Raw genomic sequence first — 12040 nt, forward strand, 5'->3', positions numbered from 1 at the left:
CCATGTACGCACCCGATCACTCGCTCAGCGGCAAAAAGTCCTTGCATCGCGAGGGGCATCCAAACATGAGAGCTGGACGATCCTATATCTGCGCTGGCTGCAGGGGCAGCAGGATCATCCGGCGCATCAGATCGCGCTGCGGGAAATGGCGGTACGCGTCTCGAAGGAGCGCGTCGAACGACTGGAGAAGGTAATCGGGGGGTCGTCCGACCGGCGTCCTTGAGTTTCGCCGGATCATGAAGGTCTCAAGCATCCTTGCGCCCAAAGCATTGAAAACGGACATCAGAGCGGGTGTTTAGACCCCACGTTGGGTTGTATACGGTGATCTGTGATTGGCGTCTGGCGAGCGTGATCCCCTCGGTCGCAGCTTGGATGCCCCTCACCTATCGTGGCAACGGCAGACCTCCGGGGACGAATTCGGTTCCTTTTCGACAAGGTTGGGCTCGCTGAGAGCCCCTTTCAGGTGGGGGCGCGAGCGCCCGCACCCCGCGGATGACAGGCAGCACAATCTTCGAAGGATATGATTCCGAGTGATAGACCCTGTTAATGGATAGGGCGCCGGCTGGTATGCTGCCGAAGTTGACCTGGATCGGATTTGGAGCCCCGATCGTCAGCTCAAGGCTGTGCCCTTCTCGGAGCACGTGAGCGATCGGGTTCAATAGAGACATTCGAATCTCATAGATTTCACCGGGCACGAGTTTCTCGCTCTTGCGGAAAAGGTGCATAACCTCATCAGGACTGGTACGATCTTCATCAATTGCCCGGAGAGAAGCACGCAGCAAGCCCGCCTGTAGAAAAAGTATGTTGCCGGAAGCATCGATATCCTTCAACGTTAATTGCAGGTCGGCGTCATCTCCATTGTCGATGCTGAGATAAAGTGTCACTTCCGGGTTTCCAAGCAGCCCCATGTCGGAAGTCGCCGGTGCTGTCCTGTAATTGAGAACGCCCGTCTGGTGCGGTTCGATCGCGAACTGCTGATTGTTTCCGTAAAGTTCTGTTCCCGCAGGATAAAAATAGGCACGCGAGCCTTCATTAGCGCTGGCATCGGGTCGTTCCGATGAGATTTTGGCGTCGGCGGTGAGATAGTAGGGATGTCGCTCGACCTCGGGTTCAGGCCAAGTGCTGTGTCTTGTAACCCAGCCAGCGGCTGACCTCTTAGGATCACCGTCCGGCTCCCGAACTTCCCAATAGACGGTCACCGGCAAATCGTGCTCGATTCCGTTCTCAACTCCCTTCACCCAGCGATCCAGAAATTTGATACGCTCATCATCTACAATGCCATAGCTTTCTGGTCCCGGCCCCCCGACAAAATGGTCGCCGTTCATAAGGATGAGCTTCTTTTGCACTACATTGGGCATGAGTTGGTTAAACAGTCGGGCACTTTCCCTTACTGCGGAGCCGGCAGTTTCCTGCCAGGAAGCAATAAGCATTGTCGGCACTGCAACTTTCCCAGCGACCTGGTCCCGGGCCAAATAGATTGAATCCCACCACTCATCCTTGAGGGGGTGCTTTCGAATTTCATCGTACCATGAACGTTTGACGACTTGGCGGTCGCCTTCACGAATTGCGATGCATTCAGCATCGCCCGCGCTTATTCGACCCTCTACGCCACGAACCTGGCTAATGAACTCACTTGTAATGCCCCATTCCACTGCGCCGAGCTGCTGCATTCCGCCCAGGGCATAGCAATCTTCGTAGCCGTCTTCAACGCCGCTCGCTACAATAGCCCGTAAGTGAGGCGGCTGTTCTGCCGCGACCCAGAATTGAACGGTGCCGGCAGAAGAATTACCGACCATGCCAACATTGCCGTCGCTCCAGGGCTGTTCGGCGATCCATTCTACGACTTCGGCACCGTAAATACCTTCCTTCTGATCAAACCAGTAGTCAATGATACCTTCCGAACAACCCGTTGCGGGAAAGTTGGCGCCTACGAATGCGTATCCGGCATCAAGAAAAGGCTTTGCGATCTCGAAAGGAGCGAAGCTTGCTGAATAAGGTGAATACAAGAAGACGCTGGGATAGCGGCCGGATTTCGGACGATAGCAAATGTAGGCAATTCGGGTTCTGTCCTTCATGTGCACGTAGTCGATTTCGCGCACTACGTCAGCTTCGCTAAGTTGGGCGTTAACTGTCATTTGCAGACCTCCCGCGAATTCGTTTTCGATTGTCTATGTCGGGGCGTTTTAAGCCCTGGTATAACTACCGACCTCTTTTCCAGAGGAGCGGTGAAATCACTGCCCGCTTCTAGCTCAATCAGCGGCTATCGACGCCATCTGGTTGTCCGACGCTGGACACCAGCTATCTATTGCTGGCAAGCAAAAGAAGCTGCCCATCGCGGATTGGAATTGACGCGACGGGCCTGAGGTTTTCTAGGTCGACCAATTCGATCTCGCTCTATCCCCGATTGATGCAGACGACCTTCGGCTGGGTCATGTCCTCGTAGGCGAAGCGCACGCCCTCGCGCCCCATGCTGCCGTATTTGAAGCCACCGAAGGGCATGGCATCGAAGCGGTAGTCGGAGGAGTCGTTGATCATTACCCCACCTGCCTCGATCCGGTTGGCGGCGTCGAGCGCGACATTGAGATCGCTGGTGAAGATGCCGGCATGCAGGCTGTAGTCCGGATCGTTGGCAATCTCGATCGCCTCGTTGAGCGTCTCGAACGGCGCAAGCATAACCACCGGCGCGAACACTTCCTCATGCCACAGGCGGCAGGTCAGCGGCGTGCCTTCGAGAACGGTCGGATGATACAACGATCCCTCGCGACGGTGGCCGCAGAGCAGCTTGGCACCTGCGGCGATAGCTTCATTGACAGCGGCTTCAGTGCGTTCCGCCACCTGCCTGGAGATCATCGGACCGACGTCGGTATCTTCCTGCAGCGGATCTCCCGCCTTGAGTTTGTCGGTGGCGGCAACAAAGGCATCGCGGAAGCGGTCGTAGAGGTCGGCCTGGATCAGGATGCGCTGAGCACCGATGCAGTTTTGACCCGCCGCCCAGAAGGCGCCGGAGACGGAAGCCTCGACCGCCTTGTCGAAGTCGCAGTCATTCATGACGATCACAGGGGCATTGCCGCCGAGTTCCATGGCGAGCTTCTTCAGGCCAGCGGCACGGCTGATCGCCTCGCCGGTGGCAAAGCCGCCGGTAAAGGAGACCATGCGGACCTCGCGTGCGGTGATCATCGCGGTCACCAGCTCTCTGTCTCCGTGAGCAACGGTGATGACCTCTTTCGGCAGACCCGCTTCGCGCAGTGCTTCGACCAGCTTGTTCGCCGAGAACGGTGTCAGATTCGATGGCTTGAGCAGTACCGCATTGCCGCCGGCGATAGCAGGCCCGAGCTTGTGCGCGACAAGATTCAGCGGGTCGTTGTAAGGGGTAATCGCGCTGATGATGCCGAGCGGTTCGCGCGTGAACCAGCCCTGACGTTGGTCCGAGCCTGTGTAGGCATCGAACGGCACGATTTCGCCGGCATTGCGCTTTGCTTCTTCCGCCGACAACTTCAGCGTGTTGACGCAGCGGAGCACTTCCTTCCGCGCCTGAACGATTGTCTTGCCGGCTTCGCGAACGATGGTCTCGGCAAAGGCGTTGCTGCGGCTTTCGACGATCTGTGCGGCCCCTTCCAGGATACTCGCTCGTTTGTGCCTCGGCAGGTTGCGCGAGATCGCGGCGCCGCGGCGGGCAGTTTCCAGCAGGCGATCGATCTCTGTTGGAGCGGTCGCATCGACCGATCCAAGCAGCGCCCCATCATAGGGGCTATGAACAGAGATCGGCGCCAGGCTGGTCGTGATGTGGAGTTTGGCGGCAGTCATGTGGCCAGCTTCCCTATTCCTGTTGACCTCTTCCTTGAGGTCGCGTTTCTCCCACAAGGCAAGGTGGATCCCCTGCCCTGTTCCGGCTTCATGCAATCGAACAAGCCGTGACGGCCGGCATGTCCGGCCGCCACGAATAGTTATCGATCAGAGGTTCTGGCCGTCGAGAACGAGGTGGTCGATCACGCACCGCACTGCCTTTTCGGCAATCGAGATGATCTCGTCGACTTCTTCCTTCGTCGTGACCAGCGGCGGCGCAAAGCCCAGGATGTCACCATGCGGCATGGCGCGGGCGATAAGGCCGCGGTCACGAGCAGCCTTGGAGACGCGGGCACCGACCTTCAGCGACGGATCGAAGCGCTTCTTGTTCTCGCGGTTGGCGACGAACTCGATGGCGCCCATCAGGCCAACGCCGCGCACTTCGCCGACAATCGGCAGCTGCGCGAACTTCTCCTTGAGCTGCGCCTGGAAATAGGCGCCGACCTCGCGGGCATTGCCGGGCAAGTCTTCCTTCTCGACGATGTCGAGCACCGCATTGGCCGCAGCCGCGCCAATCGGATGGCCGGAATAGGTATAGCCATGCGAGAAGGCGCCGACGCGATCGGCCCCGTCTTCGAGCACCTTGTAGACCTTCTCGCCGACAATTGAGGCCGAGAGTGGGAAGTAAGCCGAGGTCAGGCCCTTGGCGACGGTGATCAGATCGGGTTCGATACCATAATGCTGCGAGCCGAACATCGAACCGGTACGGCCGAAGCCGGTGATGACTTCATCGGCAATCAGCAACACATCGTGCTTCTTCAGCACCTTCTGGATCGCTTCCCAGTAGCCTTCCGGAGGCGGCGTGATGCCACCGGTGCCGAGAACCGGCTCGGCGATGAAGGCGCCGACTTTGTCGGGGCCGAGCGTTTCGATCATCTCGTCGAGTTCGGCGGCGCGACGCGCGGAGAACTCGCGTTCCGTTTCGCCGGGGTTTGCACCCCAGTAGTGATGCGGCACGCCAGTATGGTCGATCTGCGGCAGCGGCAGGTCCATATGATCGTGGTAGAAGCTCATGCCGGTCATCGAGCCGGAGACAACGCTGCAGCCATGATAGCCGCGTTCGCGCGAGATGATCTTCTTCTTCGTCGGCTTGCCGCGCAGGTTGTTGTAGTACCAGACGAGCTTGGCCTGGGTCTCGTTGGCGTCCGAACCGGACATGCCATAGAACACCTTGCTCATCTTGCCCGGCGCCATCTTCACCAGACGATCCGAGAGGATCGCAAGCTCGTCGGTCGTGTGCGCGGCATAGGAATGGTAATAGGCGAGACGATAGGCCTGGCGCGAGATCGCTTCAGCGACTTCGGTGCGGCCATAGCCGACGTTGACGCAGTAGAGGCCGGCAAAGCCGTCGATCAGCTGGTTGCCGTGCGCGTCCTGGATGCGAATTCCTTTGCCCGTCTCGACGATTGTCGGCTCGCCGAGCTTGCCCGTCGCAAAGTCCTTCAGCTGCGTGAACGGATGCAGGACGCTCTTGCGGTCCTTCTCAGCGATGTCCTTAATGTTGATGCTCATGAATACTTCCTTTCGATCTGCGATGGCACAACGCAGACTACTATCGACTCCCGAAACAACCGAACTGTGTGATCCGTAATTGAAGCTATGCTCTGCTATACGGCTCAGGTTCCTTGAGTGATCAGTTCACGTGTCTAAGGGTGTCTGTGAACGCCGACCTATCGTTGACTCCACCAAGTCTCCCAAAAACCTTCCACTCGCCCGCGGACATCGAGCTGATCCCGTACAAATCTCTTCGCAGCGATGCCGTTCCGAGGTGTCCGCCAGCGATTGGCACCGATTTTGTACCGGCTGCCTTGCTAGCGGACGTGAAGTTGACGAGGAAAGTTCGTCAGTATTTCGCAACCTGTTTCCGTGACACGGACAGTCTCACTGGTGCCCGCGTCCGCGAACCCAAAGACCTTTACCAGGGAAGGAATATGGAACGTCATGTTAGGGCGCAATTCCCGCGTTTCGCCGCGCTTGAATGACAGAATGTAGCCTTCGCCCCAGTCTGGTGGAAAATTGATGCCGATGGAGTAGCCAGTCCGTTTGAAACGACCTTCATAGCCACCCTCAGTAACAGCCGTTGACCAAACATTCCAAACTTCCCCTAGGGGCCGGCCGGGTCGAATGGCGTTGATCATTTTTTCGAGCGCCTTGCGAGACACATCTTCCATTCGCTCCATCTCGCTATTGACGGGCTTGACCAAGATGAATCGCATTAATGCAGCACTGTAGCGATGCACACACCCAGAGATTTCCAGGAGGACTGGATCGCCTTCTTGAACCTTTCGCCCGGCCCAAGTTGCGTGAGCTTGGCTTGTACGCACGCCTGACGACACAAAAACTGGCAGTCCCGGATATTCGCTTCCCATACCAGTAACGGCTCGCTGGATCTCTGCCGCAATGTCGTTTTCGTTAGCGCCAGCATGGATCTGAGATATACCCATCTCCATACCCACCTCTGCAATGCGAGCGGCTTGTCGAATATAATCCAGCTCCAAATCTGACTTGACGACCCTCGAGGCTTCTACTGTGAATGAGCCATCCTGGAACTTCGCGCTGCCAAGCATCTCTCTCAGCCGCTCATAATCAACAATCGACAAGAACCAGCTAATCATCTCAACGCCAATCACTGCATCGGCGTAGCCCATTTTGCGGATCGTGCTGGCCAGCAATTCGATGGGCAATTCGTGGTCCATGTAGCTAAACGACTGATCTATCCAGGACAGCACCTTGACGTTTGTTTCTTCGATCCCCCGGGTGATGTGAACCGGATCTCCTGAAATGGGGATCAGTAGGAATTGGCTGCTGAAATATCCGACGGTGTGGTAGCCGCTCATGTAATAGATATTTTCAGGGGTACTCACGACAAGAAGTTCCAGCCCTCTCGCGGCCATTTCTTCGCGGACTTTTTTTAGCCGCCGCTGAAACTCTTCCACTGGAAATGCGAGATCTTTTTGAACAACGGCGTCGTTTACACCAGGTACTTTCATCTTACCCCATCCTCGATGTCGGAGCTGCTATGCTCTCAACAGTAGCAGCGACAACAGCGGGACTTGAGGCAATTGCCGGCCAGGAGACGCAGGATTGCTGCGTAATGTCATTGAGTGCGCACAGTTCCTGCGTCCGCCGCGGCTGAGAGAGGGTAGATGTGCGACGCGCAAAAACCAGCGCGCCCATGACCCAGGGCGGATGTTGGCCTTGGCTTGCCCCCGCCCACTTCTGGCTCGGACCGAACACCGACAACGACGGGGAAAGGCCGCCAAAAAATAGCCATCTCGTCCTGTCGTCCGCACCGGCATAAGTGGGGAATTTTACTTCGGCGCTTGGAGTGCGCCCCTTGGGGTGGACAAGGATCAGGCTGCTGATTTGCCAGTCTGCCGACGCGGATGGGCGGCTTCGCTCGCTGCTTGCGTCATGGACGGACGTCGCTGCACCCGATGTTTTCATTCAGATCGCGGCCGGTAGGTCGTTCGTGCGTCCAGATGATCTGGCAACCTTGGCGGCATTGATCGAGCAAATCGAGCGCAGCCATGGCGGCTGAATGCGTGTCAGGCAATTTATGCCGCATATGTAAATCTAATTATGCCGAATCATACGGACGCTCACAGCGATAATGGCCTCTATATTGTAGGTATATGCAGCATAAACAGTCATATCGCCCGGCGTCGTTAGGTTGACACGTCCTCTATAGAGGCGTAATTTGATTTACATCACTAGGAAGAGGTTATGCCATGCCCAACGAGACCAAACGCCATCGACTGCGCCAGCTCGGAGCACTCAATGCGCGGCCCGAAGCCGTCCGTGCACCCTGGTTTCGTGAGTCCAGCTTCTTCGATCCTCTCGATCTCGTGCAGGTGAAGTACGAGATGCTGCGTCACGTCCAGGAGGATGGCGTCAACAAGGCCGATGCCGCCGCGCTTTTCGGTCTGTCGCGGCCAACCTACTATCAGGCCGAGGCCGCCTTCGAACGCGAGGGCATCGCCGGCCTGCTGCCGCGCACCCGAGGGCCAAAGTCGGCCCACAAGCTCACCGACGAGGTCATGCAGCTCATCGAGCAGAACCAGGACGCGGGCGCCCCGCTGCAGGCCGTTCCCTGGCGGAACTGGTGCATTCGACACTCGGCCTTAGTGTCCACCCACGCAGCATCGAACGCGCGATCGCCCGTAAAAAAAAACGCTGAGCCCCATGCCCGCACCCCGGTGCTACCGCGCAGCTGCAGGGATTTCTACGAGACGCTGCGCACCGCCGTCCTTTGCGGTCAGGCCTGCGCCAAGGACATGGGCGCCATCGTTTTCCACGGCCTTTGGCAAGGGCTGGCGGTGCTGATCGCGAGCCCCCAGCCTTCCCCGCCGACGCATCGGCGGCCGGAACCACGGCCTACGGCTTCGGCCGCAGTGCACGATCGCCAGCTCGTGCACATGCTCGCCAACATGGTGCTGGCAGCAGAGACTCGAGGGAACCATGTCTACTGACATCGCCATGAAGGTTGACGCCGACCATCTGCGGCGTGATGCATTCCTCTACGTGCGTCAGTCCTCGCTTCGTCAGGTGTTCGAGAACACCGAGAGCACCAAGCGGCAATACGCCCTGCGCGATCGCGCTGTGGCGCTGGGCTGGCCGATCGAACGTGTCCACGTCATCGATAGCGACCTCGGCCTCTCCGGCGCGCAGTCGCAGGACCGCGACGGCTTCCAGCACCTGGTGAGCGAAGTGGCGATGGGGCATGCAGGGATCGTGCTGGGGCTGGAAGTGTCGCGTCTGGCACGCAACAATGCCGACTGGCACCGTCTCCTTGAGCTGGCCGCCCTTCGCGCACGCTCATCATGGACGAGGACGGCGTCTATGATCCGGCCTATTTCAACGATCGGATGCTGCTCGGGCTGAAGGGCACGATGAGCGAGGCCGAACTGCACATCCTGAAGTCGCGGCTGCAAGGCGGCATTCTCAACAAGGCGCGCCGCGGCGAACTCGAGATGCCGCTGCCGATCGGGTTGGTCTACACCCCTGACGCGCGGGTCGTGCTCGATCCCGACCGACAGATCCAGGACACGGTGCGGCTCCTGTTCGATACTTTCCGCGAGACCGGCTCGGCCTGCGCCGTCGTGCGCCGCCTGCGGGGCGAGAAGATCCTCTTTCCCCGGCGTATCCGTCGCGGCATCGGAAAGGGCGACGTCCTGTGGAGCGAGATCGACCATTCCCGCGTGCTCCAGATCTTGCACAACCCGCGCTATGCCGGCGCCTTCGCCTATGGACGCACGCGCACCGCCTACAATGCCAAGCTCAAGCCCGTGCAACTGCGCGTGGCGAGATCCGACTGGCAGGTGCTGATCCCCAACGCCCACGAGGGCTACATTTCCTGGGCCGAGTATGAGCGGAATCAGACAGCCCTGGAACAGAACGCCGCCGGCTTTTCATCCGGTCTGCGTGGACGCATGCCCCGCCAGGGCAGCGGGCTGTTGCAGGGACGGCTGCTGTGCGGCCGCTGCGGCGCACGCATGCGGGTCCATTACGAGCCGTTCGAGGGGCGGCTGCGCCCGTATTACGTCTGCAACGAAGCCGTCGTGCGACACGCCGGCAAGCACTGCCAATGGGTACGCGGCGCTCCGGTCGACGAGGCGGTGAGCGCGCTACTGCTGGAGGCGATGGCGCCGGCAGCGATCGATGTCGCGCTTGCCGTGCAGCAGGAGATCACCCAGCGCGTCGAGCAGGCCGCGGCGCTGCGCGGCACGCAGCTGCAACGCGCCCGCTATGAGGCTGAACTGGCCCGCCGGCGCTACCTGAAGGTCGATCCGGACAACCGCCTGGTCGCCGACGCGCTGGAAGCCGACTGGAACGCACGGCTGCGCGACCTCGACGCACTCCAGCGCGAGCACGAGCGCCAGAACGAGGCCGACCGCGCGCTGCTGGACGAGCCCGCGCAGGCGCGCATCAGGACGCTGGCCGCCGATTTCCCGCGCATCTGGAACGACGAGCGCACCGGTCCCGTCGAACGCAAGCGCATGCTCGGTCTTCTCATCGAAGACGTGACGCTGCTCGTCGACGATGAGGTCAACATCCATATCCGTTGGCGCGGCGGGCGCACGCAGAGCCTGTCGGTGACCAGACCACGGCCTATGTCAGTGATACGCAAGACGCCGGCACAGGTCGTGGCGTTGATTAACGAGCTACTGGAGGCCGCCAACGACCGGCAGATCGCCGCCCGTCTCAATGAGCTCGGGCATCGCAACTGGCGCGGCGAACCCTTCACGCCGAAGAAGGTCATGCTCGTGCGCCGCACCTATGTATTGAAGAGCCGGTACGAACGGCTGCGGGAGAGCGGCATGCTCACCGGCGAGGAAGTAGCCCAGCAGCTCGGCGTGTGCGTCTCGACCGTTCACCAACTCGGGCGGAAGGGCATTCTCAAGCGCCATCGATACGCCTCCAACCATCGATACTTGTACGAACCGCCGGGCAACGTCAGACTCGAAAAAGGCGCCGGCAGTCGATATGGTGGCCGTCCACCCAGATTAATTGTCGCTCAACCACTCCAACAAGGTGCATCGTGATGCCTGCTCCTTGTCATAAGGGTTGCCCCGGCGACCCATCGAACCGATCAGGTCGTTGGCGGCCAGTGTCTCGCGGTAGAGCTCGGCAGCATACTGCGAGCCGCGGTCGGAATGGTGGACCACGCCCGGCGGCGGCCTTCTCCTGTCAATGGCCGCGTTCAAGGCTGCCACCGTCAGCCGTGCGTCGATCGATCGACCGATGGCGTAACCGACGATCAACCGCGACCAGGCATCGAGGATGATGGCGACGTAGATGAAACGGGTCGGTAAGGAGACATAGGTGATGTCGCTGACCCAAAGCTGGTTGGGACCGCTTGGGATGATGTCCTTCGCCAGATTCGAGAAGATCGGGCCGTCGTGATCGCTGTCGGTCGTGGCAATGAACCGTCGCCTGATCTTCGGCTGCAGATCGTGTTCGCGCATGAGGCGGCGAATCTTCTTGTGGTTCACGACAAGGCCCTGCTGCCGCAGGGCCGCACCGACGCGGCGGTAGCCGTAGAACTCGAACTCGTCGCAGATCGCGAACATCGCTTCGACGATCGCGGTGTCGTCGGCCGATCTTTCCGGGCGGTCATAATAGGTGGAGCGCGCGTTTCCCATCAGCCGGCATCCTTCGGCGACGGAGATGCCGCGGGGCCCGTGATGACGGATGTAGTCCCGTTTTTCGGCCGCGGTGCGTTTTTCAGAGCCCCCTTTAGGAACTCCAACTCCAGCGCCTGCTTGCCGACCAGCCGCTCCAGCGCCGCGATCCGGGCCTCGTAATCCTGGATGAGGTCGGCCGCCTGCGCATCGTCGTCAAATGCGCCTTGCTCGTACTTCTGAACCCAGATGCGGATAAGGTTGCACGACACGTCGTGGCGTTTTGCCAGACCATGCAGCGTTTCGCCGGCGAGGAATTCCTGCACGACCTGACGTTTGAATTCGACGCTGTGACTGCGGTGCTTTGCCATGGGTCTTCTTTCCGAAACCCGGTAAGCCGGTCAATTCCTCATCCCGATCTGTCCACCCCAAGGGGCGCACTCCAGCTTCTGAGGAAATTTCACCCGGCATTGACAGCAGCCATTCGCATAGCAATAACTCTGATACGCGTTCGCTCACCTGCCGCCATTTAGTGCTCGGTCGCGTGGGGTTATTGATTTTGTGACAAGTGGTCTGTAGCGGAACGTTTGTGCCTGACGGCGCAGATGCGCAGCTTTACCTGTCCTTTGAGACTGGTGCCGTCATTTGACCGTATCCGGTGGCGCTTCCGCCCAAGCCATCCTGCTGCGGCGACGCGTCGACGTCGGAAGAGAGATGCGTGGCCACAGCTCGGACGATTCGCTTGACACATCAGGTCATCGGCCTCGGTCATGCAGTCCAGAACGCGGCCCTATCGCCGAATCCTGCGGGAGAGCCTAATTGGCTCCCCCCACCTTCGACGCTTCTTTCTCCGGCCGATCCGAGCGACCAACCGAGATCGTCAAGGACACAGGAAATTGCTTATAGCGCTTGGGACAGGCACCCACGTTGAATCAAACGTGAAATCACGGCAAACAGCCCCGGTCAGGGACACCGCGGCAATACCTTTTTTTGTATTTGAAGTTCCAGATGCTGAGTTTGGCCGGCAAACTGCCGGCCAAACCGCAAAATGTGAAAGCAGCACCGTCCGGCAC

The 12040-nt window shown here is 59.5% G+C and carries 8 protein-coding genes and 1 pseudogene; 3 read left to right on the forward strand and 6 right to left on the reverse strand.

Annotated features, from left to right (window positions below; genetic code table 11):
- Positions 1 to 383: 383 nt before the first annotated feature.
- The 4 genes from SS05631_RS29095 to SS05631_RS29110 form a co-directional block, all read right to left on the reverse strand.
- Positions 384 to 2135: a CocE/NonD family hydrolase gene (locus tag SS05631_RS29095; RefSeq protein WP_037427047.1), complete on the reverse strand. Its 1752-nt coding sequence runs from the start codon at positions 2133 to 2135 to the stop codon at positions 384 to 386.
- A gap of 259 nt (positions 2136 to 2394) precedes the next feature.
- A complete protein-coding gene (locus SS05631_RS29100; RefSeq protein WP_037427045.1) occupies positions 2395 to 3804 on the reverse strand; it encodes an aldehyde dehydrogenase family protein in 1410 nt (469 codons plus the stop codon).
- A gap of 147 nt (positions 3805 to 3951) precedes the next feature.
- Positions 3952 to 5355 (reverse strand): aspartate aminotransferase family protein, encoded by a 1404-nt coding sequence (locus SS05631_RS29105; RefSeq protein WP_037427043.1) that lies wholly within the window; start codon positions 5353 to 5355, stop codon positions 3952 to 3954.
- A 299-nt stretch (positions 5356 to 5654) separates the two neighbouring features.
- Positions 5655 to 6833 carry a Xaa-Pro peptidase family protein gene (locus SS05631_RS29110; protein WP_037427042.1) on the reverse strand — a complete coding sequence of 393 codons (1179 nt, stop codon included), beginning with the start codon at positions 6831 to 6833 and terminating at the stop codon, positions 5655 to 5657.
- Positions 6834 to 7180: 347 nt separating this feature from the next.
- On the opposite strand from SS05631_RS29110, the gene SS05631_RS29115 reads away from it, so the two are divergent.
- The 3 genes and pseudogenes from SS05631_RS29115 (at position 7181) to SS05631_RS29130 (ending at position 10388) form a co-directional block, all read left to right on the forward strand.
- Positions 7181 to 7384, forward strand: coding sequence for a DUF5372 family protein (locus SS05631_RS29115; RefSeq protein ID WP_157213226.1), 204 nt, complete (start codon positions 7181 to 7183; stop codon positions 7382 to 7384).
- 190 nt (positions 7385 to 7574) lie between these two features.
- Positions 7575 to 8315 carry a helix-turn-helix domain-containing protein gene (locus SS05631_RS31580; protein ID WP_245369177.1) on the forward strand — a complete coding sequence of 247 codons (741 nt, stop codon included), beginning with the start codon at positions 7575 to 7577 and terminating at the stop codon, positions 8313 to 8315.
- Positions 8305 to 10388 (forward strand): annotated as a pseudogene (locus SS05631_RS29130) (recombinase family protein). The gene SS05631_RS31580 and the pseudogene SS05631_RS29130 overlap by 11 nt, the downstream one beginning before the upstream one ends.
- Here the strand turns inward: SS05631_RS29130 and SS05631_RS29135 are convergent.
- On the reverse strand, positions 10350 to 11039 hold the full coding sequence (locus SS05631_RS29135) for an IS3 family transposase (protein WP_157748010.1): 690 nt from the start codon (positions 11037 to 11039) through the stop codon (positions 10350 to 10352). The pseudogene SS05631_RS29130 and the gene SS05631_RS29135 overlap by 39 nt on opposite strands.
- Entirely contained in the window at positions 10988 to 11338 is a 351-nt protein-coding gene (locus SS05631_RS29140; RefSeq protein ID WP_095678149.1) for a transposase, read from the reverse strand. The genes SS05631_RS29135 and SS05631_RS29140 overlap by 52 nt, the downstream gene beginning before the upstream one ends.
- Positions 11339 to 12040 lie beyond the last annotated feature (702 nt).

Source organism: Sinorhizobium sp. CCBAU 05631 (assembly GCF_002288505.1).
Taxonomy (GTDB): Bacteria; Pseudomonadota; Alphaproteobacteria; order Rhizobiales; family Rhizobiaceae; genus Sinorhizobium; species Sinorhizobium fredii_C.

Excerpts from the sequence above, each read along its gene's own strand:
- SS05631_RS29095 (WP_037427047.1), bottom strand. The coding sequence starts at position 2,135 with ATGACAGTTAACGCCCAACTTAGCGAAGCTGACGTAGTGCGCGAAATC.
- SS05631_RS29100 (WP_037427045.1), bottom strand. The coding sequence starts at position 3,804 with ATGACTGCCGCCAAACTCCACATCACGACCAGCCTGGCGCCGATCTCT.
- SS05631_RS29105 (WP_037427043.1), bottom strand. The coding sequence starts at position 5,355 with ATGAGCATCAACATTAAGGACATCGCTGAGAAGGACCGCAAGAGCGTC.
- SS05631_RS29110 (WP_037427042.1), bottom strand. The coding sequence starts at position 6,833 with ATGAAAGTACCTGGTGTAAACGACGCCGTTGTTCAAAAAGATCTCGCA.
- SS05631_RS31580 (WP_245369177.1), top strand. The coding sequence starts at position 7,575 with ATGCCCAACGAGACCAAACGCCATCGACTGCGCCAGCTCGGAGCACTC.
- SS05631_RS29140 (WP_095678149.1), bottom strand. The coding sequence starts at position 11,338 with ATGGCAAAGCACCGCAGTCACAGCGTCGAATTCAAACGTCAGGTCGTG.